Origin of the sequence: Reyranella sp. (assembly GCF_965228225.1) — a bacterium.
Taxonomy (GTDB): Bacteria; Pseudomonadota; Alphaproteobacteria; order Reyranellales; family Reyranellaceae; genus Reyranella.
Genome location: NZ_OZ245801.1, coordinates 3,866,469 through 3,890,403 on the forward strand (window position 1 = coordinate 3,866,469; position 23,935 = coordinate 3,890,403).

19 protein-coding genes are annotated in these 23,935 nt (G+C 66.2%); 5 read left to right on the forward strand and 14 right to left on the reverse strand.

What is annotated here, in order from left to right; all coding sequences use genetic code 11:
* Positions 1-29: 29 nt before the first annotated feature.
* Positions 30-542 carry a DUF992 domain-containing protein gene (locus ACO07K_RS18750; RefSeq protein ID WP_422030469.1) on the forward strand — a complete coding sequence of 171 codons (513 nt, stop codon included), beginning with the start codon at positions 30-32 and terminating at the stop codon, positions 540-542.
* Between the two features lie 13 nt (positions 543-555).
* Here the strand turns inward: ACO07K_RS18750 and ACO07K_RS18755 are convergent, their stop codons facing one another.
* From ACO07K_RS18755 to ACO07K_RS18775, 5 genes are all read right to left on the reverse strand, one after another.
* Positions 556-1,404, reverse strand: a complete 849-nt coding sequence (locus ACO07K_RS18755) for a TauD/TfdA dioxygenase family protein (RefSeq protein ID WP_422030470.1) — start codon at positions 1,402-1,404, stop codon at positions 556-558.
* A gap of 22 nt (positions 1,405-1,426) precedes the next feature.
* Entirely contained in the window at positions 1,427-2,386 is a 960-nt protein-coding gene (locus ACO07K_RS18760; protein ID WP_422030472.1) for an AEC family transporter, read from the reverse strand.
* A 135-nt stretch (positions 2,387-2,521) separates the two neighbouring features.
* Positions 2,522-3,664 carry an acyl-CoA dehydrogenase family protein gene (locus ACO07K_RS18765; protein WP_422030474.1) on the reverse strand — a complete coding sequence of 381 codons (1,143 nt, stop codon included), beginning with the start codon at positions 3,662-3,664 and terminating at the stop codon, positions 2,522-2,524.
* A 40-nt stretch (positions 3,665-3,704) separates the two neighbouring features.
* Entirely contained in the window at positions 3,705-4,901 is a 1,197-nt protein-coding gene (locus ACO07K_RS18770) for an acyl-CoA dehydrogenase family protein (RefSeq protein ID WP_422030476.1), read from the reverse strand.
* Complete coding sequence (locus ACO07K_RS18775) at positions 4,902-6,098, reverse strand: acyl-CoA dehydrogenase family protein (protein ID WP_422030478.1); 1,197 nt, start codon at positions 6,096-6,098, stop codon at positions 4,902-4,904. It lies immediately after the preceding gene.
* A gap of 254 nt (positions 6,099-6,352) precedes the next feature.
* Between ACO07K_RS18775 and ACO07K_RS18780 the strand changes: the two genes are divergently transcribed.
* Together ACO07K_RS18780 and ACO07K_RS18785 are read left to right on the forward strand one after the other, a co-directional pair.
* Positions 6,353-7,021, forward strand: coding sequence for an OmpW/AlkL family protein (locus ACO07K_RS18780; RefSeq protein ID WP_422036676.1), 669 nt, complete (start codon positions 6,353-6,355; stop codon positions 7,019-7,021).
* Positions 7,022-7,142: 121 nt separating this feature from the next.
* Positions 7,143-7,613, forward strand: coding sequence for a DUF2867 domain-containing protein (locus ACO07K_RS18785; RefSeq protein ID WP_422030480.1), 471 nt, complete (start codon positions 7,143-7,145; stop codon positions 7,611-7,613).
* Between the two features lie 111 nt (positions 7,614-7,724).
* Here ACO07K_RS18785 and ACO07K_RS18790 read toward each other — a convergent pair whose 3' ends face one another.
* Positions 7,725-8,936, reverse strand: coding sequence for a CaiB/BaiF CoA transferase family protein (locus tag ACO07K_RS18790; RefSeq protein WP_422030482.1), 1,212 nt, complete (start codon positions 8,934-8,936; stop codon positions 7,725-7,727).
* 142 nt (positions 8,937-9,078) lie between these two features.
* On the opposite strand from ACO07K_RS18790, the gene ACO07K_RS18795 reads away from it, so the two are divergent.
* Together ACO07K_RS18795 and ACO07K_RS18800 are read left to right on the forward strand one after the other, a co-directional pair.
* Positions 9,079-10,206, forward strand: a complete 1,128-nt coding sequence (locus tag ACO07K_RS18795) for a CaiB/BaiF CoA transferase family protein (protein WP_422030484.1) — start codon at positions 9,079-9,081, stop codon at positions 10,204-10,206.
* A complete protein-coding gene (locus tag ACO07K_RS18800) occupies positions 10,206-11,426 on the forward strand; it encodes an MFS transporter (protein ID WP_422030486.1) in 1,221 nt (406 codons plus the stop codon). The genes ACO07K_RS18795 and ACO07K_RS18800 overlap by 1 nt, the downstream gene beginning before the upstream one ends.
* Before the next feature lie 97 nt (positions 11,427-11,523).
* On the opposite strand, the gene ACO07K_RS18805 is transcribed toward ACO07K_RS18800, so the two are convergent.
* From ACO07K_RS18805 to ACO07K_RS18840, 8 genes are all read right to left on the reverse strand, one after another.
* Positions 11,524-12,672 carry a DSD1 family PLP-dependent enzyme gene (locus ACO07K_RS18805; protein ID WP_422030488.1) on the reverse strand — a complete coding sequence of 383 codons (1,149 nt, stop codon included), beginning with the start codon at positions 12,670-12,672 and terminating at the stop codon, positions 11,524-11,526.
* Complete coding sequence (locus tag ACO07K_RS18810; protein WP_422030490.1) at positions 12,669-13,547, reverse strand: SDR family NAD(P)-dependent oxidoreductase; 879 nt, start codon at positions 13,545-13,547, stop codon at positions 12,669-12,671. Before ACO07K_RS18810 ends, ACO07K_RS18805 begins: the two co-directional genes overlap by 4 nt.
* An 80-nt stretch (positions 13,548-13,627) precedes the next feature.
* The gene (locus ACO07K_RS18815) at positions 13,628-14,668 is read right to left on the reverse strand and encodes a hypothetical protein (RefSeq protein WP_422030492.1); all 1,041 of its coding nucleotides are present in this window, start codon (positions 14,666-14,668) and stop codon (positions 13,628-13,630) included.
* 105 nt (positions 14,669-14,773) lie between these two features.
* A complete protein-coding gene (ppc, locus tag ACO07K_RS18820) occupies positions 14,774-17,548 on the reverse strand; it encodes a phosphoenolpyruvate carboxylase (protein WP_422030494.1) in 2,775 nt (924 codons plus the stop codon).
* 108 nt (positions 17,549-17,656) lie between these two features.
* A complete protein-coding gene (locus tag ACO07K_RS18825) occupies positions 17,657-20,101 on the reverse strand; it encodes a TonB-dependent siderophore receptor (RefSeq protein ID WP_422030496.1) in 2,445 nt (814 codons plus the stop codon).
* Between the two features lie 161 nt (positions 20,102-20,262).
* Positions 20,263-21,222 (reverse strand): FecR family protein, encoded by a 960-nt coding sequence (locus ACO07K_RS18830; protein WP_422030498.1) that lies wholly within the window; start codon positions 21,220-21,222, stop codon positions 20,263-20,265.
* Between the two features lie 129 nt (positions 21,223-21,351).
* Positions 21,352-21,867 (reverse strand): sigma-70 family RNA polymerase sigma factor, encoded by a 516-nt coding sequence (locus ACO07K_RS18835; protein WP_422030500.1) that lies wholly within the window; start codon positions 21,865-21,867, stop codon positions 21,352-21,354.
* A gap of 132 nt (positions 21,868-21,999) precedes the next feature.
* The gene (locus ACO07K_RS18840) at positions 22,000-23,898 is read right to left on the reverse strand and encodes an AMP-binding protein (RefSeq protein WP_422036677.1); all 1,899 of its coding nucleotides are present in this window, start codon (positions 23,896-23,898) and stop codon (positions 22,000-22,002) included.
* Between the last annotated feature and the right edge of the window lie 37 nt (positions 23,899-23,935).

Genomic DNA, 23,935 nt, shown 5'->3' on the forward strand with positions numbered 1-23,935 from the left:
TGGGCGGCCCTCCCCCTGAAGGAGTGTTTATGAAGAACGTCGTCATGACGGCCGCCCTGGCCGCTCTCGCCCTGTCGACCGGCGCCTGCAGCCTGCAGCAGTCGAGCGCGCAGCAGCTCAACACGACCAATGCGAATTCGCGCATCTATATCGGCTCGCTGACCTGCAATGTCGGCGGCAGCACCGGCTATATCCTGGGTTCGGCCAAGCCGCTGGACTGCGTGTTCCTCGGCAAGGACGGCGTGTCGACGGCGCAGTACACCGGCACGATCGACAAGGTCGGCATCGACATCGGCTACACCAAGGCCGTGCACACGATCTGGCGTGTCTATTCGCTGGGTTCGGACCGCGGCCCCACCCAGCTGAGCGGCACCTATGTCGGCGAGCAGGGCACGGTCGCGGCCGGCAACCAGGCCGGCGGCAACTGGATCTATGGCGGCCCGAACGCCGAGGTCGGCATGCTGGCCTCGGGCGTCGTGAAGGATGCCGGCTACAATCTGGCGACCGGCGTCGCCGCCATGACGATCCGCCTGAAGCCGTAGACTTCCAGAACGGCTAAGCCGTCGCCGCCTGCAGCGCGCAGCCGGCGACGGTGATGCGGTGCATCAGGCGCCGCTCGCCCTGATAGTCGTTCTGGGCGCTGTGCCAGGTGGCGCGGTTGTCCCAGAAGGCGATCGAGCCGCGGCGCCACTGGAAGCGGCTGGTGAAGTCGCCCCGCGTCACGTGCGCGTAGAGATACTCGAGCAGCGGGTTGCTGTCCTCTACGCTCCAGCCCTCGAAATGCAGCGTGAAGTCCGGATTGACGTAGAGCGCCTCGCGGCCGCTCAACGGATGGCGGATCACCACCGGGTGCAGCACGTCGCCCACCTGGTCGGCATTGTGGAACACGTGATCGCTGCCGCTGGCCTTGCGCGCCGCAGCGCCGAATCGGTGCGCCGAAGAATGCACCGCGTTCAGCCCGCGCAGCGTGTGCTTGAGGCCTTCCGACAAGGTTTCGAAGGCGCGGTAGACGTTGGAGAACAGCGTGTCGCCGCCCTTCGACGGCAGCTCGCGCGCCACCAGGATCGAGCCCATGGCGGGGATCTGGTCGTAGGTGTGATCGGTGTGCCAGCGCTCACCGATGTTCTTCTGCTGCTGCGGCTCCTTGCGCACTTCGGCGATCTGCGGGTAGCCGGCGACGGGCGTGAAGTAGCGGTTGATGTCGATCTGGCCCCAACGCTGCGCGAATTCGATGTGCTGCTCGGGCGTAAGGTTCTGGTCGCGGAAGAAGATCACGCCATGCTGGACGAAGGCGCGTTGCACCTCGTCCCACTGGCGATTGCTCATCGCCTTGAGATCGAGCCCCAGCACCTCGGCACCGCACCCGCCCTCGAGCTCGCGCACCTGAACCGTCTCATACGTCATGGCCAACCTCCGATTTTCGAGCCTACCGCGGCTGCACCCCGAGCAACAACAGCGCCACGGACAGCGTGAAGACGCTGGCGGCGGTCGAGATCACCACCGCGTTGGTCGCGCGGGCGACCCCGACTCCGTACATCTGGGCGATCAGGTAGACGTTGGCGCCGGCCGGAAGGGCGGCATTCAAAGTGGCAACGGTGAGCCATAGCGGATCGAGCGGGAAGACGTAGCGACCGATCGTCCAGACCAGCACCGGCAGCAGCGCGAGCTTGAAGACCGACGCCACGGCCGCCGACTGCCAGTGCCCCTTCAGCCCGACATGGGCGAGCGAGGCGCCGACCATGATCAGGCCGCACGGCGGCGCCGCCGCGGCAAGGGCCTGGAGGATGCGGTCGATCACCGCCGGCATCGCGATTCCGGGAATGTGGGTGGTGATCTCGCCCCACAGCAGGCCTGCGAAGATCGCCGGGATGACGGGGTGCTTCAGCATGGAGAGCGCCGCACCGCCCAGGCGCTTCAGCAGGTTGCTGCGCCGCCCGCCTGCCCCGTCGATCTCCATCAGGAAGCAGGTGAAGGTGAGCAGAATCAGCGAATGCACGCTGATGATCATCAGCAGCGGCACCAGCCCCTGCTCGCCGAACCCGTAGCTGATGAACGGAATGCCGATGCCCACGCCGTTGGAAAAGGAGCCGCTCAGCGCAAACATGGCGCGGTCGCCCAGCCGCAACCCCTGCATCCGGCCCAGCACCATCAGCATGCCGTAGAGGACCATCACGCCGCTGAAGAAGGCGAGCAGCACCTGCGGCTCGAGCGTCTCCAGCCGCACCTTGGCCATGGAGCGGAAGAGTAGTGCGGGGAACAGCGCGTAGAAGGTGACGGCGGTGAAGCCGCGCAAGCCCTCCGGACTGAGGAGCTTGCTGCGGCCGATCACCCAGCCGACCAGCACCATGCCGAACACCGGCACGATGATGTCGACGATCGCGTTCATAAACTATGAACGCGCCACTCCCGTGGCGCGTTCTCATCTTTTCTGCACGGCGCGGGCTCTCGCACCACAGCGTTTTCACCGAAGCCGGCGGAAACGCGGGAAGGCGCTGCCGCCCGCCTGCGCATGTGAATGCGCTTAAGCCGCCATCGCGAGGTTGCTGTAGCGCGTCAGGTGATGCTGCTGGTTGCCGAACATCAGGTCGATCATCGTCAGCCGCTTGAAATAGTGGCTGACCGCCATCTCGTCCGTGACGCCCATGCCGCCGTGCATCTGCACCGCGCTCTGGCCGCAGAACTTGCCCGACTTGCCAATCTGGACCTTGGCGCCCGAGGCGGCCTTGGCGCGCACCGTCGGGTCCTTGTCGTCGATCTTGAGCGAGGCCATCAGGGTCATCGAGCGCGCTTCCTGCGCGTTGGTGAAGCAGTCGACCATGCGGTGCTGCAGCACCTGGAACTTGCCGATCGCCACGCCGAACTGCTTGCGGGTCTTGATGTACTCGAGCGTCGCGGCGTTGATCGCGTCCATGCAGCCGGTGGCCTCGGCGCAGAGCGCGACGATGGCGCGATCGACCGCCTCCTCGACGACCGGGAAGGCATCATCGACCTTGCCCAGCACCGCGTCGGCGCCGACCGAGACCTTGTCGAAGGTCAATTCGGACGCGCGCAGCGCATCCTGGGTCGGGTAGTCGCGACGCGACAGGCCCTTGGCCTTGGCATCGACCACGAACAGCGTCAGGCCCTTGGGCTCGCGGGCCGAGCCGGCGGTGCGGGCCAGCACGATGATCTCGTCGGCGGAGGCTGCATTGTAGACCACGCCCTTGTGGCCAGAGAGCGACCAGCCGTTGCCTTCCTTGGTCGCCTTGAGCGACACGTCGGCCAGGTTGTAGCGGCTCTGGCGCTCCAGCCAAGCGAAGGCGAACTGCTTCTTGCCCTCGATCATCGGCGCCAGCAGGGCGGCCTTCTGGTCGGCCGAACCCGCGCGGGCGATCATGCCGCCGCCCAGCACCACCGTCGGCAGGAACGGCTCGAGCACCAGGCCCTTACCGAACTGTTCCATGACGATCATCGTCTCGATCGGGCCGCCGCCGTAGCCGCCATCCTCCTCCGAGAAGGCCATGCCGAGCCAGCCCAGCTCGGCGAACTGCGCCCAGTTTTCGGGCAGCCAGCCGCGCTCGGTCGCCACGATCTTGCGGCGATTCTCGAACGTGTACTTCTCTCGTGCGAAGCGCTCGGCCGATTCCTGCAGCTGCTTCTGTTCGTCGGAAAGGGACAGATCCATGTTTCTCCTCCGGAATTCTTGATCGCGGTTATAGCCCCCGTCAGAGGCCCAGCACCATCTTCGAGACGATGTTCTTCTGAATCTCGGTGCTGCCGCCGTAGATGCTGGTCTTGCGCATGTTGAAATAGCGCGGTGCCGCCGGCGGGGCGTGGTCGGGCCCGATCGGCGTTTCGTTGGTGTCGTGGAACAGCATGCCGGGCTGGTACGGCTGGGCGTACTCGCCCACCGCCTCCATGGCGAGCTCGGCGATGCGTTGCTGGATCTCAGAGCCGCGTACCTTGAGCGTCGAGACCTCGGGACCGGGCGCGCCGCCCTGGGCCATCGCCGAGAGCACGCGCAGCTCGCTCATCTCCAGCGCCTGGACCTGCAGGTCGATGTCGGCGATCTGCGCCGTGAAAGCGGGATCGTCCGCGAGCGTGCCGCCATCCTGCGGTTCGATGCGGGCGATCTGGCGCAGCATCGAGACGCCACGCTTGGAGGACGGGACCTCGGCGATGCCCAGCCGCTCGTTGGCCAGCAGGAACTTGGCGCAGGTCCAGCCCTCGTTCTCCTTGCCGATCAGGTTTTCGACCGGGACCTTCACGTTGTCGAGGAACACGTCGTTCACGTGATGGGCGCCATCGGTCATGATGATCGGCCGCACGGTGACGCCCGGCGTCTTCATGTCGATCAGCAGGAAGGAGATGCCCTCCTGCGGCTTGCCGTCCGGGTTGGTCCGCACCAGGCAGAAGATCCAGTCGCCCCAATGCGCGAACGAGGTCCAGGTCTTCTGGCCGTTCACGATGTAATGGTCGCCTTCCCTCACCGCGCGCGTGCGCAGGTTGGCGAGGTCGGAGCCGGCGCCCGGCTCGGAATAGCCCTGGCACCACGAGACCTCGGAGCTGCGGATGCCCGGCAGGAAGCGCTCCTTCTGCTCTTCGGTGCCGAACGTGTAGATCACCGGCCCGACCATCTTGGGGCCGAACGGCAGGATGCGCGGCGCACCCTCCTCCGCCAGCACGTTCTCGAACAGGAAGCGCTGCGTCACGTCCCAGCCCGGGCCGCCGTACTTCTTGGGCCAGGTGTAGGCGAGCCAGCCCTTCTTCCCGAGCGCCTTCTGCCACACGATGTGGTCGTCGCGATCGTAATGCTTGCCGGAGAAGGTCTTCTCGCGGGTCGCGGGCGACAGGTTCTCGCGCGCGAACGCCCGCACTTCGTCGGCGAACGCCTTGTGTTCCGGCTTGAGCGACAGATCCATCTAGAGCCCCAACACCATCTTGCTGATGATCCCTTTCTGGATCTCGTTGCTGCCGCCGTAGATCGTGGTCTTGCGCGTGTTGAAGTAGCGCGGCGCGGCGAGGTGGGCGTAGTCGGGACCGACCGGCTCCTCGTTCGTGCCCTGCCACAGCAGGCCCGGCAGGTATGGCGCGGAATATTCGCCGACCGCTTCCATCGTGAGTTCGGTGATGCGCTGCTGGATCTCCGAGCCGCGGATCTTGAGCCCCGAGACTTCCGCACCGGGCTGGCCGCCCTGCGCCATCTGCGACAGCACGCGCAACTCGGTGAACTCGAGCGCGGTCACCTGGATCTCGAGATCGGCGATCTTCTCGGCGAAGCTCTGGTTCTCGATCAGCGGGCGACCATTGTCCTGCTCGACGCGCGCGATGTCCTTCAGCGCCTCGACGCCGCGCTTGGACTGCGGCACCGCCGCGATGCCCAGCCGCTCGTTGGCCAGCAGGAACTTGGCGCAGGTCCAGCCCTCGTTCTCCTTGCCGACCAGGTTCTCGACCGGGACCCTGACGTTGTCGAAGAAGACCTCGTTCACCTCGTGGCCGCCATCGGCCATGATGATCGGCTTCACCGTGATGCCCGGCGTCTTCATGTCGATCAGCAGGAAGGAGATGCCCTCCTGCGGCTTCGACTTGGAATCGGTCCGCACCAGACAAAAAATCCAGTCGGCCCAGTGGCCCATCGTGTTCCAGGTCTTCGACCCGTTAACGATGTAATGGTCGCCGTCCTTCTCCGCCTTGGTGCGCAGGCTCGCGAGGTCGGAGCCCGAGCCCGGCTCGGAATAGCCCTGGCACCACCACACGGTGCTCTCGCGGATCGCGGGGAGGTACTTCTCCTTCTGCGCCTCGGTGCCGAACGTGTAGATCACCGGCCCGACCATCTTGGTGCCGAACGGGATGATGCCCGGCGCGTACTCCTCGGCGCAGATGTTCTCGAAGATGTAGCGCTGGGCCGGCGTGAAGCCCGGGCCGCCATGCTTCTTCGGCCAGGTGTAGACCAGCCAGCCCTTCTTCCCGAGCGCCTGCTGCCAGCGCATGTAGTCGTCGCGGATCAGGTGCTTGCCGTTCTTCACCTTGTCGCGCACGTCGGCCGGCAGGTTGGCGCGCACGAAGGCCCGCACCTCGTCGGCAAATTTCTGTTCTTCAGGCGTGAAAGCGAGGTCCATGTTCCCCTCCCAAGGAGGCATTTTCGATTTGGCCGGAGTTTAGCCACGAGGCCGACGGGGACAAGCGCCGATAAATCGACTGGCGAGTGTCCGCGCCGAGATGCGGAACGGCTTTCCGTAAGAAAATCCCACGTCACCGCCGCCAGTCTTGCAACCATTGATTCAGGTCAAATCCCTACTCCCCGTAATGGCGTTCAATTCTTCCAGCGTAAAGCGGGAGAGTACAGATGCGGAAAATTTCGGGTGCTGGGGCGATGGTTGCGGCAGCCCTCATGGCTTGCTCATTTGGGCAGGCCGCCAAAGCCGACGATACCGAGGTTCAGAGCCCCTGGCAGGTCCGCGTCCGCGCGCTGGGCGTGCTTCCGGCCTCGTCGGGGAGCACGGTAAACGTGCAGGGCGTCCCGGCGCTTTCGACGCCGAATTCCGGCCTGTCCATCGGCAACTCGATCGTCCCCGAACTCGACATCAGCTACTTCGTCACGCGCAACGTCGCGGCCGAACTCATCCTGGGCGTCACGCCGCACAACATCACCGGCAGCGGCGCCCTTGCGAATCTCAATATCGGAAGGGCGTGGCTCCTGCCGCCGACCCTGCTCGCCCAATATCACTTCACCGATTTCGGGCCCTTCAAGCCCTATATCGGCATTGGTTTGAACTACACGATCTTCTTCGGTCAGAGCGCCGGCTATACGCCCACCAACGGGCTCGGGGTGACGAACCTCAGCCTCAACAATACCGTCGGCGGCGCCATCCAGGTCGGCTTCGACTACATGTTCGACAAGCACTGGGGCGTGAATTTCGACGTCAAGAAGTACATCCTGCGCCCGACCTACAATGCCACGGTCAACGGCACCATCCCGGTGAGCGGGACGGCGGTCATCGATCCGTGGATCATAGGCGCCGGCGTGACCTACAGGTTCTAGGTCTACCGCCTGAAGGCTCGATCGATTTCGGCGTCGCTCAGGCCGGTTTCGCGCAGGACGGATCGTCCCGCGACAGCGGGTCCCGGGGTTCTCTCCGGGACCCGTTCCCATGTTCCATCCCATGAGCCGTATCGCCCCGCCCGCCGAGAGCCGCCTCCGTGACTGGTATCCCGGTGCCAGCCTGACCGACAGTTTTGCCGTCACCCTGCCGCCGGGTGCGCCGACCGACGTCGACACCCTCGCCACCCTGCTCTTCGCCGATCCGCCCGTGTGGTTCGCGATCCTGCTGGCGATCCGCGATCGGGTGATGACGCTGTTCGGCGTCAAAGCCTCGCACGCCCTGGAGGCCGGTGAGCACATCGCCTTCTTCCCCGTCCTGTCGCGCTCGACCGACGAGATCGTCCTGGGCGCCGACGACCGCCATCTCGATTTCCGCGCTTCGGTGCTCCTCCGTCGCACCGACAACACGCTCGTCGCCACGACGGTCGTGCGCTGCCACAACCTGCTGGGCCGCCTCTATCTCGCGGCGATCCTGCCCTTCCACATTCTGGTCGTGACCGACGCGCTGCGACGTCTTCGCCGCCGCGTCTAGACTCTTTCCGAGCTTGATCGGATCACCAACACCAACCCCATGCTTCGAGACGCCGCGCTGCGCGCGGCTCTTTAGGGTGGGGTGGCTTGGTTAACTTGAGACGGGAAGACTCTAGCGTTCCGGCGGCACGATCAAGACCTTGTCGGCCTTCAGCTTCTCGATCGTCTCGTCGCTGAGGCCCGCCTCGCGCAGGACTTCGACGCCGTCGCCGCCGATCTGCGGGGCGTGGCGGCGGAACTCGACCTTGGTCTTCTCGAAGTCGAGCGGGCTGGCGAAAGTGGTGATCGGGCCCTCGGTCGGGTGCTCGCGTTCGGTGAAGAAACCGGTGGCCTTGAGGTGCGGGTCGTCCTTCAGCTCCTCGAGGGTGCGCACCGGCATGGCGGGGATGTCGGCCTCGTCGAACAGGTCGAGCCATTCCTGCGTCGGGCGATGCTTCAGCAACTCGGCCAGCACCTGGTAGAGCTCGCTGAAATGCTTGGCGCGCTCCATGCGGTCGACGAACCTCTTCTCCTTGGCGAGGTCGGGCCGCTCCGCCAGCTCGAAGAACTTGATCCAGTGCGCGTCGGTATAGGGCAGCGCGCAGATGTAGCCGTCCTTGGTCGGGAAGGGATGGCGGAACTTGTTGATGATACGGTCGTATCCCATCGGCGCGCGCTCAGGGTTCCAGGTGGCGCCGAACAGGTGCTCGGTCAGCCAGAACGAGGCCAGGGTCTCGAGCATGGGCACCTCGATCATCTGCCCCTCGCCCGTGCACTTGCGATGGTAGAGCGCGCCCAGCACGGCGATGCAGAGATGAAGCCCGGTCGTCTTGTCGGCGATCAGGCTCGGCATGAAGCGCGGCGGCAGGCCGTCGACCCGGCTCTGCAGCGAGGCCGCGCCCGACACGCCCTGCACCAGGTCGTCGAAGGCCGGCTTGTGGCCGTACGGCCCCTTGCGCGCATAACCCAGCGAATAGGCATAGATGATCGAGGGGTTGATCTTCTTCAGCTCCTCGTAGCCCAGGCCCAGCCGTTCGATCGCCTGCGGCCGGCTGTTGTGGATGAAGAGATCGGCGTCCTTGATCATGTCCTTCAGGACGGCGCAGGCAGCCGGCTTCTTGAGGTCGAGGCAGATCGAGCGCTTGTTGCGATTGGCCGCCATGTAGATCGGGCCCATGGCCGGAGCGTTGCCGAGGCTGCCGCCCGAAGCGCGCAGCAGATCGCCCTCCGGCGGCTCGACCTTGATCACGTCTGCGCCCATGTCGGCCAGATGCTGCGTGGCGAACGGCCCCAGCAGAACGGCCGTCAGATCGATCACACGCACGCCCTGCAATGGTCCCGGCATTTCCTCGTCCCCGCTATGACGTTTTGATCTTGTCGGAACCGTGCCATCGCCCCTTGCGAAATGGTAGTCCTACGGTAACACCTCGTCCCGAGCCGCTTCGCGGTGCGATGCGCGGGGCATTTCTGGAATTTGGGGTCATGTGATGGCTGGAGCGCTGGACGGTCTGCTGGTGGTGAGTGTCGAGCAGGCGGTGGCCGCTCCCTATTGCGCCGCCCGGCTGGCGGATGCCGGCGCCCGGGTCATCAAGATCGAGCGGCCGGAGGGCGATTTCGCCCGCGGCTACGATGGCTACGTGCACGGGCAGTCGAGCTACTTCGTCTGGCTGAACCGCGGCAAGCAGTCCCTCACCCTCGACTTCAAGGCGAAGGACGACCTCGCGCTCCTGCACCGGCTGGTCGGCAAGGCCGACGTGCTGATCCAGAACCTGGCGCCGGGCGCGGCCGAGCGGGCGGGTTTCGGCTCCGCCGCCATGCGGGCGGCCCACAAGAAGCTGATCACCGTCGACATCTCGGGCTATGGCGACCACGGGCCGTACAAGAACCGCCGTGCCTACGACCTGCTGGTCCAGGCCGAGAGCGGGCTGGCCTCGATCACCGGTACCGAGCATGCGCCGGGCCGGGTCGGCATCTCCGCGACCGACATCGGCACCGGCATGTATGCCCATGCCGCCGTGCTGGAGGCACTGATCGCGCGCGGCCGGACCGGCGAGGGCCGCGCCATCTCGGTGTCGCTCTTCTCCTCGATGGCCGAGTGGATGACCGTGCCGCTGCTCGGCATGGAATATTCCAACTACGAATGGCCGCGACTCGGGCTCACGCACCCGTTCATCGCGCCCTACGGCGTCTACCCGACCTCGGATAAGGTGCCGGTGCTGATCTCGATCCAGAACGATCGCGAGTTCGAGCGCCTGTGCCACGGCGTCATCGACCGGCCCGGCCTCGAGAAGGATCCCGACTACGCGACCGGCAAGGCGCGCAATGCGCGGCGCGACGAGACCAACGCCATCGTGGCCAAGAGCTTCGCGTCGCAGGCCTTCGCCGATCTCTCGGCCCGCCTCGAAGCGGCACAGATCGCCTGGGCGCGGGTCAGCAGCGTGAAGGACCTGACGACGCATCCGCAGCTGCGCCGCACCGGCTTCAACTCGATCGGCGGCGAGGACGTCTCGATCCCGGCGCTGGCCGCCTCCTATACCGGCGAGCCCGAGCGGCTGGGCGACGTGCCGACGCTCGGCCAGCACAGCGAGGCGATCCGCAAGGAGTTCGCCGCCTGATGTCCGACCGGCCGACGGGCCGCCTGCTCCGGGGAGCAAGGCTCGCGGCCTATGGCGCCGCCTACTTCTTCGCCGCCGGCGCCTTCATGAGCTACTGGCCGGTCTGGCTGCGCGACCGCGGGGTCAGCGACACCGAAATCGGCACGCTGTTCATGTCGCGCCAGATCGTCACCGTGATCGCCACGCTCTCGGTGGGCTGGATCGTCCACCGCCTGGCCGGCCCGCGCGGCGTCATCGTGGCGCTGGGGATCGGCGCCATCGTGATGATGGTCGCCTACCAGTTCTCCTATTCCTTCCTGGCCATCTTCATCGTGACGATGATCTGGGGATTCCTGTGGTCGCCGCCCATGCCGCTCTATGATGGCGTGCTGGTGACGGAGACCAAGAAGCACGGGCTCGATTACGCGCGCGTGCGCATGTGGAGCTCGGTCGCCTTCATCTTCGGGACTTTCCTCGCCGGCATCGCCGTCGACCGCTACGGCCCGCCCTGGGTGCTCTATGTCGGCATGGCGAGCATCGTGCTGCTGGCGCCGTTCGCACTGCTGCTGCCGGCAACGCTGCCGCGCGCCGCCGCGACCGGCCACGACCATGCGCCGTTCCGCGTGTCCGAGCTGCTGCGCCAGCCGCCGTTCCTGCTGTTCCTGCTGGCCTGCGGCCTCTGCCAGGCCAGCCATTCGGTGCTCTACAGTTTCGGCACCCTGACCTGGCGCGGCGCCGGTATCCCCGACGTCACCATCAGCGCGCTGTGGGCCGAGAGCGTCGCCATCGAGATCGTGCTGATGCTGTTCGGCGGCTGGCTGCTGGCGAAGCTCGGTGTCTGCGGCTTGATCGGCCTCGGCCTCGCCGCCGGCCTGGTGCGTTGGACGGGGATGGCCTTTACGACCGAGCTGTGGGCGCTGGTCCTGCTGCAGGCGCTGCATTCCTGCACCTTCGCCGCCTGCCATCTCGGCGCCATGGCCTTCCTGCAGCGCGCCCTGCCGACCCACGGCGCAGCGATCGGCCAGAGCCTCTATTACGCGCTGGGCACCGGCGCCACGCAGGCCGTCGTCTACCAGTTCTCCGGCATTCTCTATTCGGACTACGGCCAGCGCGCGTTTCTCGGCATGACCGTCGTCAGCGCCCTCGGAATGTGCGCGCTGCTGCTGCTCGCGCGGACGTGGAAGGGCGGGCTGCTGGTGGGGCAAACGAAGCCGCCACCTCTGTCATCGCGGGCGGGGTAACCCCCGCCCTGGAGCGCAGCGAAGGATCTCACGCTCGCCAGGGAGTCCTCTGGTCGCTCTGCAAGGTCCCTCGCTGTGCTCAGGACGACAGTTTTACCTACCGCGACCGGCCGCGCGCCGTGACCGGCCAGATCTCGACCAGCGTGTCGCCCTTCACCACGTGGAAGCTCTCGTAGAGATTCACGGTCGGGTCGCAATGCGGCGGCGTCAGGACGACCAGCTCGCCGAGCTTGGGTGCCTCCTGGCCCTTCGGCGCGATCACCGCGAGATGCTCGTCGCCCATGAAGCGCGTGGTGGCGCCTTCGACGGCGCCTTTCAGGATCACCGGCGGGCCCTTCTCGGTGGCCATCGCCTTCAGCCCGGCATCGACCGTCACCATGCCCGGCGTGTTGGCGCTGACCACGCGCGAATCGATCTGCAGCGCCTGCTCGAAGGTCGGCTTGTCGAGGCCGCGCAGGTCGCAGACATTGTAGTCGTGGTCCATGAACACGTAGGATCCGACCTGGAGTTCGGTGAAGACGCCGAGCTTGGCGTCGATGTAATGCGTGCCGGTGCCCGAGCCGGTGACGATGCCGGGCTTCAGCCCCGCCTCTTCCAGCTTCGCCAGGATACCCTGGAGGTATTCCGTGCGCTCCTTGATCTGGGCGGTGCGCTCCTTGAAGTCGACGATGTGCTGGTGGCTTCCGCAGTAGAACTGGACACCGGCATAGGCGAGCGACCGGAAATTGGCGATCTTCTGCACCAGCTCGACCGTGGCCTCGGGCGAGGCCGTGCCGGTGCGGTGGATGCCGGGATCGATGTCGACGATCACGGTGAGCGGCTTGCCGGCCTTTGCGGCCGCGGCGGCCAGCGCCTCGGCATTGGCGGGATGGTCGACCACCAGCATCAGGTCGGAGACCTTGGCATTGAGCTCGACGAGCCGCTGTATCGCCTGCGGCGTCACCACCGGCGAGGTGATGTGCAGGCTCTGGATCCCGGCCTCGCCCAGCGCCTCGGCCTCTCCGAGCTTGGCGCAGCAGACGCCGAGCGCCCCCGCTTCCATCTGACGGCGCGCGATGTCGGCCGACTTGTGGGTCTTGGAATGCGGCCGCAGTTTCACGTTATGCGCCTTGGCGAAGTTCGCCATCTCCGCGATGTTGCGATCGAGCATATCGAGATCGAGTACGAGAGCCGGCGAGTTCAAGGAGCGCCGTGAGCCCTGCTGTCCGATGAGATGTCCGTGCAGGTGCTCGGCTTCGCTTGTCATTTCTTCTGTCCTTCGGTTTGCAATGTGCGCACGACCATGGCTTCGCCGGTCGTACCGCGGTTGACGCCGGCGCTCTTCATGAAGGTGTTGTCGGCTCCGGTGCCCCAGAGCGCGACGCCCTGGGCCAGCAGGCCGCCGTCCACCTTCACCGTCTCGCCGGTGATGAAACGCGCCTCGTCGGAGGCGAGGAAGGTCGCGACGTCGGCGATATGTTCGGGCTCGCCACGGTCGGGCCAGGGCTGCTGGCCGAACTGTTTCTCGTATTTGTCGGGCCGGCCGCGATGGACCAGGGGCGTCGAGATGACGCCCGGCGCGATGCCGACCACGCGGATGCGATCGGGGCCCAGCTCGGCCGCCACGTTCTCGATCAGGCTGATGCAGGCCGCCTTCGCCGCCGAATAGGCGTGGCTGCCGCCGCCGCCGACCATGCCGGCGATCGAGGCGGTGACGAGGATCACGCCGCCGCCCCCGTGTTCCTTCATCGCCTGCGAGGCATGCTTCATGCCGAGAAACACCGAACGCGTCAGCACCGCGAACGTATAGTCCCAATCCTCGACACTCGTTTCGGCGATCGGCCCGAAGGCGCCGCCGACGCCGGCATTGAGATAGGCGATGTCGAGCCGCCCGAAATGGCCCTTGGCCTCGGCGACCATGGCGGCGACATCCGTCTCCTTCGCAACGTCGCAGCGCACGAAGCCGACACTGTCGCCAAAGCCCTGCGCCCTGGCGACCGTAAGCGTCTCGGCGCCATTGGCCTCGTTGAGGTCGGCCACCAGCACCTTGGCGCCCTCGGCCAGAAAGCGCATCACGGTCGCGCGGCCCATCCCGCTCGCGCCTCCCGTAACGATGGCCACCTTGCCCGCCAGTCGATTCATGCCGATTTGACCCTCCGATGCCATGGTGGTGTCGCCGGCATCGCGAGGCAAGCCTGACGTTTTGCCGCTACGCGCGTCTGTCAGGCAACAGGGCTGCGCAGTGCTGCGGCCATCCGCTGCGGCGCATCGAAAATCGCTGCGACCTCCGTCGAGGGGCGAGCCTGCCGCTGGTTCCCGAACATCGGCAGGACCTTGAGCAGCGCATCCTTGACATCGATCGCCATGCCCATCGGGAAGTCTCGATTGGTGCTATGCCAGGCACGCGGCACGGTGTACTCGGCCGGGATGTCGGGACGCGAGTTGAGCGCGCCGAACCAGTCCCAGGCCCCCATCACGTCGAGCACGTTCGGGAAGTGTGGGGGCATGCCGATCTTGGCGCTGATGGTGACGATCCGGAGCTTCTTACCCATTGCCCCGGCCAAGGCTTCGTCCTCCCCGGCGATCGCGTAGAGCGCCTCCGAGAGGACGAGATTGCCCTTGGAATGGCCGACCAGCAACGGCGCGCCGAATCGCTGGTCCTTCAGCAGCGCGATGACCGTCTCCGTGTCCTTGCTGCTGCGCGCCCAACGGGCCCCCTTGTCCAGTTCCGACCATCGCTCGGTCCACGTGAACGTCTTCGACAACATATCGAGCGGCTCGAACAGGTGGCGCAGACTGTTGAGCCCGCCGAACAGAAAGAAGCCGCCCATCGCCTCGGTCAGCACATCGGCGAGACCGTAGCCGGAGACCACTGCGACGACGGGCTCACCAAGGGCGTCAGCGACGTTGCGGGCGAAGGCGGCCGCGCCCAAGGCGGAGCTGCCAACGCCGGCGACGACCAGCGCCGCGGCCGCTTTGTCGTTCTTGCTGAAAAACTCATCGGTCGTCAGGAAGAGTTGCAGCGGCTCCTGGCCGGACGGGGTGACAAACAGGATCGCACCTTCGCGCGCCAGCCAGAAGGCCAGTCCCTTCGTCTCCTCAGGCGTTATGACGCCGATGTCATAGAAAACGGCGTCGAGGATGGCGTTGCGGCGCTGCAGCGAATCGAGCGTGATGGCACGCAACGGATTGTCCGCAAACTTTGCCGGAAAAGCGGCCGTGCGTGCGGCCTGGACGGAACCGAGAGTGGTGAGTGTGTGCATGGTGCCTCCAAACGGCCGCCCCTCATGCGGCCTCTGACGACGTGCAAGAGGCATGCCTGCAACCACAAGCTGTCTGCACTTCTGAGCGGAGGATGGGCCCTGGGCCTAACCGCTGTTGCGCAGGCCGGCGGCGATGCCGTTGATGCTGAGGTGGATGCCCTGCACGACGGCGGGATCGGGATCGCCGGCGCGGTGGCGTCGCAGCAGTTCGATCTGCACGTGGTTCAGCGGGTCGATATAGGGGAAGCGGTTGCGGATCGAGCGCGCCAGCAGTGGGTTGAGTTCCAGCAGCGTCTTCTGCCGCGTGATGGCGCAGACTGCGTCGATCGACGACTTCCACTCCCGCTTCACGCGGGCGAAAACCTGCTCGCGCAGCGCCGTGTCGGTCACCAGCTCGGAATAGCGCGAGGCGATGGCGATGTCGCTCTTGGCCAGCACCATGTCCATGTTCGACAGGATGGTGCGGAAGAACGGCCAGTTGTCGTGCATCTCCTGCAGCATCGCCAGGCCGTCGGCCGGCCGCGCGGCGCTCCACGCCTCGATCGCGGCGCCGAAGCCGTACCAGCCGGGCAGCATGAGGCGGCATTGCGCCCAGCTGAACACCCAGGGGATGGCGCGGAGGTCCTCGATGCCCTGCTTCTTCGAGCGCGAGGCCGGGCGGCTACCGATGTTGAGCGAGGCGATCTCCTCCAGCACGGTCGATTCGCGGAAGTACCGGTCGAAGCCATCGGTCTCGTAGACGAGGTCGCGATAGGCGCGGAAGGCGTGCGCCGACAGCTCCTCCATGACGGCGAGATAGTCGGCGGGCGGCGGCGGCCGGTCGGCGTCGAGGAGCGAGGCTTCCAGGGTGGCGGCGGCCAGGGTTTCGAGATTGCGCCGCCCGACCTCGGCGTTTGAATACTTGCCGGCGATGACCTCGCCCTGTTCGGTGATGCGGATGGCGCCCTGCACGGCACCGGGCGGCTGCGCCAGGATGGCGTCGTAGCTCGGCCCGCCGCCGCGGCCCACCGAGCCGCCGCGACCATGGAACAGGCGCAGCCCGATCTGGTGGCGCTTGAAGGTTTCGATCAGGGCGAGCTCGGCCTTGTAGAGCTCCCAGGTCGAGGTGAGATAGCCGCCGTCCTTGTTGCTGTCGGAGTAGCCCAGCATGACTTCCTGCGTGCCGCCGCGCGACGCCAGCAGGCGGCGATAGGCCGGCAGGGCGAGCAGCTCGTCCATGATCCGTCCGCAGCGCTGCAGATCGCCGATGGTCTCGAACAACGGCACGATGTCGACGTCGAGACGCCCCTCGCGCGGATCGAGCAATCCGCCCTCCTTGAGCAGCACGGCCACTTCGAGGATGTCGGAGACGCTGTCGGCCTTCGAGATCACGTAGTTGGGCAGGGCGGCACGGCCGTAGCGGCGATGCGCATCGGCCGCCACGCGCACCAGGTCCAGTTCCGCCGCCGTTTCGTCGCCATAGGAAAGATAGGGCGAGGCGAGCGGCCGCATGTTGCCGAGTTCGGCGACCAGAAAATCGACGCGCGCTTCCTCGTCGAGCCCGGCATAGTCGATGCCGGTTCCGGTTGCCGCCACGAGTTCGGCCATGACGCGCGCATGCACGTCGGAATTCTGGCGAAGGTCGAGCGACGCCAGATGGAAGCCGAAGACATCGACGGCGCGCCGCAGCGAGCGCAGGCGCCCGCGCGCAAGATCCGCCGAGCCATTCTCCGCCAGCGAGCGGTAGAGCGTGTCGAGGTCTGCTTTCAGATCCTCCACCGTCTCATAGGCCGGTGCCGGACCGACCGGCGGCTGCGGCGGCTCCAGCCTGTCGAGCGACCACGCGGTTGAGGCCAGCCGCGCGTAGATGCCGACGATGGCCCGCCGGTAGGGCTCGTCCTTGCGCTCCGGCGCGCGGTCGGCCGAGCTTTCGACGAGCCGGCGCAATCCCTCCGACACGTGCACGATGCGGCCGTCGAGCGACAGTTCGCTACCCAGCCGGTGCAGTTCCTCGAGATGGAAGCGCAACGCCCGCTGGCTCTGCAGCGTGAGCGTCTGGCGCGTGACATCCGCGGTGACGTAGGGATTGCCGTCACGGTCGCCGCCGATCCAGCTGCCCATGCGCAGGAAGGACGGCACCTCGATGTCCTGCCAGGCCGCTTCGATGCCGCCCAGCCGGTCCTCGAGATCGGCATAGAAGATCGGCAGCGCGCGCAGGAACGTATGATCGTAATAGGCGAGCCCGTTGGCGACCTCGTCGATCACCCGCAGCCGCGTGTCGCGCAGGATGCTGGTCTGCCACAGAGTGAGCACGGCGCGGCGCAGCGCCTGCCGGTTGGCCCGCAGCTCCTCCGGCGTGAACTCGACCCGGTCGCGCTCGTCCAGCAGCCGCGCGATCTCCATCTCGCGGTCGATCGAACTCTTGCGCCGGATCTCGGTCGGGTGGGCCGTCAGGACGGCGCTGCACAGCGCGTGGGCGAAAAAGGCCTGCAACCGCTCGCGGGGGATTCCGCCCTTCACCGCGCGACCGAGCGCATAGGCCATCGTGCCGGGCTGCGGCGGCGCCTTGGCAATGGCGAGGGCACGGGTGCGGCGGATGTGGTGCTGATCCTCGGCGATGTTGGCCAGATGCGAGAAATGCCCGAAGGCGCGGATGATGCGCAGCGCTCGATCCATGGGCAGGCTCGTCATGGTGGCCTGCAGTTCCTGCCGCGCCGCCTCGTCGGCCTCCCGATGGAACAGCACCCCGGTGCGGCGAATGTGCTCGACCAAGTCGAACACGGCGTCGCCTTCCTGGTCGCGCACCGTCTCGCCGAGGATGCGCCCGAGAAGCCGTGTGTCGTAGCGCAGCGGCACGTCCTTCTTGGCCGCTTCCCGGCTGGGCGTTTCGATCTGGTCCATGGACTGCTCCCTTCACCCCTGTCCTGCTACCAGATGCACGGCCCGGGGCCGGTCCTCAATTAGGGGATTCGTCCAGAAAGCATATTCGTGACCGCCGCTCGCCGCACTTCAGAAGTCTACTGCTGCCGAGAACAGAAACGTCCGCGGCAGGCCCTGGGCGACCGCACCGTAGCTCGCCACGCCGGACCAGTAGTTGTTGTCGAAGACGTTCTGGACGGCGCCGCGGAATACCACCGGTGTCTTGCCGAGAACCGTGCGGTAGCGCGCGTCGAGCGCCAGCGTGGTCCAGGTCGGAATGCTCTGCGTGTTGGTCGCGTTTACATACTGGCTGGAAGTGGTGATGACGCCCGCCCCCAGCGTCAGGCCGCTGGCAAACGGGGTATCCCATTCCAGGTTAAGCGTGCCCTTGAACACCGGGGCGCCGATCGCGACATTGCCGTTGGTGGCGGGATTGCTGGTCGAGCTGAGCCTTGCATCGAGCAGCGCCACGCCGCCCAGGACACGGACCGTCGGCACGATTTCGCCGAACACCTTGATCTCGAGGCCACGGTTGGTCTGCTGACCGCTGGCCGTGTAGACGGTATTGACCAGTTGGGCGAACGGCTTCTGGATCTGGAACAGGCTCAAGGTCGTGGCGATTTTTCCGAAGTCGACCTTGGCTCCGACTTCGAACTGCTGCGCGATATACGGCGCCAGGACCTCGCCGGCATTGCTCGCCGCGGCCGGAGCGACATCTCCCTTGCTCAGGCCCTGGATGTAGTTGGCGTACAAGGCAACGTTGTCCCATGGCTTCACGACGAGGCCGGCCATCGGCGTGACGGCACTCGTGTTGTAGGCCGATGTGATCGCCCCGGTCGTCGAGAAATTGTCCGACGCGATCTGCTGCCACCGAAGCCCGAGAGTGAGCTGGACCCGCTCGCCGAAGGCCGACAGGGTATCGGCGAGCGCGACGCCGCCCAGAGTGCTCTGGGATATCTTGGGCACCTGGGTTGGAGCGGGAACGTACTGGGACGGCTGGGCGACCGGCGAATAGATGTTCGACAGAACCGCCGACGAGGCATTGACGATTCCGCGATAGATCCAGTCCTGATAGCGGCTGGCCTGCAAGGCGACGGCATGCCGAACCTCGCCGGTATGGAAAGTGCCACGCAGCCCGGCATCGTAGGTCAGACGATTGACGTTGAACTTGTAGTAGCCGGGCGTGCTCGTCGTGTTGCCCGCCGCATTCGTGATGGTTGGCGTACCGAACAGGCGATCGACCTGGGTAAGCCCGCCACCGAAATCTGCGAAGAACGTCAAGTCGGGGAGGATGTCGTACTCGGCGCGCAGCAGCGCGGATTGGTCTGCGGCCTGCGACCATTCCCACGTCTGGGTGACGTTGCTGCTTCCGCTGGGCGCCGCCGGCATCGCCACGCCTGCGGCAACGAGGAAGGGCCGCGACGGCGCCGTGAAGCTCTCGTACTGACTGACGACATCGACCGTCGCACGAAATCGCTCGCCGCGGAAATCGAAAGCGAACGCGCCGACCAGCGCATCGCGCGACTGATTGTTGATCTGGGTATTGCCGCTGTAGGCGCCACCGTTGAAGCGCACGCCGTACTCGCGGTTTTCGCCAAAGCGGCGGGCAACGTCGATGCGGGCGCCGAGCTGCGACAGGCCGGTATACTCGGCGGCGACCCGCGTCAGGTCCGTTGCGGCACGCTTCGGCACGATGTTGATCGAACCGCCGACACTGCTGTTGGGCGCCATGCCGAACAGCATCGCGGTGGGACCGGCGATGACATCGATGCGCTCGACATAGTCGGTGAACACCCGGTAGTTCGGCGCGACACCGTAGACGCCGTCGAAGGCGATCTCGCCGAAATTGCCCTCGGCGATGGGAAAGCCACGAATATAGTACGCATCGAGCATGCCGTTCGCCGGGCTGGTGACGCGCACGGTCGGATCGGTGTTCACCACATCCGCCACCGTCGCCGCCTGCTGGTTTTCGATCTTCTGCGACGTGTACGTCGTCATGTCGAAGGGCGTATCCATGAAGTCGCGGTTGCCCAGCAGACCGACCTGGCCGCCGCGCGCGACCGAGCCACCGGCATAGGCCGGCGGCAGATTGTCGATCATCGCCTGCGACGGCACGTCCTGGCCCTGCACCTTCACCGGATCGAGCTGCATGACACCGGCCGGCGCGTTCGCCAACTTCTGAACCTGGACGGTGTTCGCGCTCGTGAAGTGAAACGTGAGCCCGGTCCCGGCGAGCATTCGAGCCAGCGCCTCTGAGGGCGTGTGCGATCCGCTGACAGCACTGCTTGTGACCGACGCCGCAACATTGCCGTCCGCCGCGACCTGAAGTCCGGACTGATATCCGAACTGAACCAGCGCATCCGTCAACGCCTGGGCAGGAATGTTGAACTGACGGGTGCCCTGGGTGCCGGCGGGTTGAGCCCATGCCGCTCCCGAGAAGGCGATCCCCTCCAGCGCCACCGACGCCAGCAGCGCTGCAAACACTCCCGTCCGGCGGCGCGTGTTCCGCGCCTTCGTCCTCGCCCCAAGATTCACCGAACTCTCCCCATGGCAAAAGCTCATTCAGGGGCGATGACGCGAATGCGTCTCGTTCGTATCTACCCCTAAGGGTTTGACGATATGGGGGGTGGTCATTTTCCCTCGAAAGCTGCCGATCTCCGGCATTTTCATCGAGGGCCACCTCGGAGAACCTCCCGCTAGCCCGCCAACACGATGAGAAGCCAAGGGGTTACACGCAGCACACGTCCGCCTTGAGGCCCGACGATCGCGTCGAGCGCGTCCGCGGGATCCGTCGCGTCGAACACCCCGGTCACCGGCTGGTCACCGATGCTGCCACTGGCGATCACGATCCGACCCGAGAACCACGGGCGCAGTCGCTCGACGACTTCGGCGACGGGACGATTGCGGACGGCGAGCCGGGAGCCCGGCCCGGCCAGGAGAAAGTCCGGCAAGTCGGCCCCTTGCCGTACCGAGCCATCGCGGTCAACTCGGACCCAGTCGCCGGCAAAGAGTTCGTAAGTCGACCCGCGCATCGTCGCATCGACCTCGACATGCCCGCGCGCGACGCTGATGGAGGTCCCTCCCTCGAGCATCACGACACCGAAACGTGTGCCGAGGACTGTCGTCGTCGCGTGGCGCGCCACGACACGGAAGGGTCGGCTGGAATCCGGCGTCACGTCGAACTGCGCCTCGCCCGACAACAACGTCACGCGTCGCTCGCTGGTTGAAAAGCTGAGCCGGATGGCGCTGTCCGGCCCCAGCTGGACTTTGCTTCCGTCTCCAAGCTGCACAGATCTGACCTGTGCGGTTCCCGTGGCATGATCCGCTTCCAGTTTGCGGACCAATGAGGGCGTTAGAACAACCGCACCAAAGAGCGCGAGAACCGTTGCGAGAATGATTGGGCGCCGCGTCCAGGGCCGCCAGACCGGGTTCGGCCCCCCTGTGCCGGCGAACCCCACGGGGCTTGCCGCCGGCTCCGTCCCGACGCCGGCGAGTAGTGCGCCCGTCCGCGACACGCTCTCCCATGCCGCCCGATTGCCCGGAGCTTCCAGCCAGACCCGGAATTCGGCCTGCCGGTCCTCGTCCGAGGGGTCGTCGTCGAGCAGGATCAGCCAGCCCGCAGCCTCTCCTCTCGCCCGCTCCGGGTCAGCCTCCATGGAAGCCGGTTCCTGACGCAGACGCATGCCGGCCGGTCGCGCGAAGCGTTGCCAAACCACCGACACACGCAGACCAGGGCGCCCCATAAAAGGTAGACGATCCGGCTCGCCCGATTTTCCCCGGAATCCTCATTTGGGACGAGCGGCAGCCCCACGGGCGCGCCAGCGATCACAATGGGCGACGCCTTCGGCGACGAGCGTGAACGTACGCGTCACCGACAGATCGAGGTGGTTGGCAACCTCCTGCAGCGTCCGGCCTTCGATGCGGTTCATACGGACGGCGATCTGAGTGCGTTCGGGCAGAGCCGCCAGCGCCTCGAGGACAAGGCGGAGCTCATCCTTCGCCTCAGCCGAGCGCTCGGCGGAGGGCGCTTCGTCCGGAACAGCAAGTCCGGTTTGCTCGGAAGCGCCCCGCATGATCTCGCGCGAGAGCTTCCGGCGCGTGTCGATCGCGAGGTTTCGAACCAGCCGGTAGAGATAGGCCACAGGCTCGAGAACGGTCCGTTGCTCTTCTGCCAGGCGCAGCTTGAGCCAGGCTTCCTGCACCACATCCTCCGCCTGAACGCGCGACCCGACAATCCTGGCCGCATAATCGATAAGCGAGCCCCGGTGCCGGGCGAAGAGAGCGGAGGAGTCGGACGGCAAGTATGCCTCAGCATTCCCACGCGCGGGCGAAACGCGACCGCGATCATCACAAACTACCGATTTTGCGAATCACTCGCAATTATAAACTGCCACTGCCGCCTTCGATCAGGGCACGGCCCGCGCATCAGGGCTCTAGACTATCTCGACGACGCCCTCGCCACCGGCATAGAGTTTCTCGACCAGCGCCTTGCGGCGTTCGAGCGTGGCACGCTGGTTGATGTAGCCCTTGTCGGTGATCTCCTGGCCGTCGACCTGCGGCGGCTCGGCCATCAGCAGGACCCGCTTCACCCGCATCGACGAGCCGCGGCCCTCGGCATTCATCCTCGCGAGGCCTTGCTTCAGCGTGCCGACGACGGCGGGATGGGCCAGAAGCTCAGGCAGCGGCAGCTGCGCGGCGCTGTCGCCGGCGAGCTGGCGGCAGGCCGCGACGTTGGGAAAGCCCAGCAGCCCGACATACTCGCGGTCCTGCCCGCAGACCACCGCATCCTGCAGTACCGGCGAGGCCGCCGCGATGGCGGTCGTGCGCAGCGTGCCGACGAGAACGAACGTGCCGCTGGTCAGCTTGAAATCCTCGACCACGCGTCCGTCGAAGATGATGCCCTGGCTCGCATCCTCGGGATCGACGAATCGGCCGGCGTCGCCGATCCTGTAGAAGCCCTCCTCGTCGAACATCTGGGCCGTGAGCTCGGGTTGCTTGTAGTAGCCGGGCGTCACGATCACGCTCTTCAGCCGCAGCTCGTAGCGCCCCGCCGCGCCGGTCGGCACCATCTTCAGCTGCACGCCGGGATAGGGAAGGCCCACCAGCCCCACGCGCTCCGAGGCCCAGTGCACGCTGGTCGCGGTCGGTGCGGTTTCCGTCGAGCCCCAGCCGGTGACGAAGGGAATGCGATAGCCGGTGTGCTTGACCGCCAGCGCCTCCATGCGGTCGTAGAGATCGCCCGGCAAGGTCGCCCCGCCATAGGAGAGCACGCTGATGTTGGCGAAGAAGCGCCGGGCCAGAGCCTCGTCCTTCTCCAGCGCCGTGGCGAGCATGGCGTAGCCCGCCGGCACGTTGGAGAACGATGTCGGCGAGACCTCGCGCAGGTTGCGCAGCGTCTCCTCGAACAGGCCGGGCACCGGCTTGCCGTCGTCGATATAGGTCGTGCCGCCTTCGTTCAGGTTGCCCTGGAAGGTCGCGTTGCCGCCCATCGTATGGTTCCACGGCAGCCAGTCGAGCATGACCGGGGCCATGTCCGTCGCCTTGCGCACCCGCGCCATGCTCATCATGGCGACGTTGGCACACATCATTTCCTGGGTGTTGATCACCGCCTTGGGCAGGCCGGTGCTGCCGGAGGTGAACAGGAACTTGCCGATCGTCTTGGGTCCGATGGCCTCGATCGACCTGGCGACCGCGTCCGTCGCCTCGGCCGCCACGAGGTCGGTCCACGGCAGCGACGGCATCCCGGGCGGCGCCTTGTCGACATGGACCAGCAGCACGCCTTCGAGATCGAGCGCCGCCAGGGCGCGTGCATAGATCTCGCCGTTCTGAACGAAGACCAGGCCGGGCCGGATGAGGTCGAAGACGTATTTCAGCTTGGCATGGTCCTGGCTCATCACCGAATAGGCCGGCGAGACCGGTGCGACCGGCGCGCGCGCCTGCATCGCGGCCATGGTCAGCAGCGCGAACTCGATGGAGTTCGACGACAGGATCATCACCGGCCTGTCGGGACCGAAGCCGCGGTCGAGCAACGCCTGGGTCACCGAATCGACCTGCTGCTTGGCCTCGCCATACGCGACCGTCAGCCAGTCGCGCTCCGGGCCGCGGCGCTGCGCCAACCATAAGCGATCGGGCACTTCGGCCGCCCACTTGGCGAGCAGCGCCGGCACGTGGGACGCAAAGGGCTTCAATGGATGGTTCGACTGCAGCACGACGGTGCCGTCGTCGCGCCGCTCGACCTTGATGTCGCGACTCAGGAATTCGATGGGCTTGAACGGAACTTGCATTACACTGTCCAACGACGTTCTCCCCGGCGCCTGTTCTGTCGATGCGATTTAGGGACGGGAACCGCCCATCGGCAAGGGAGCGTTT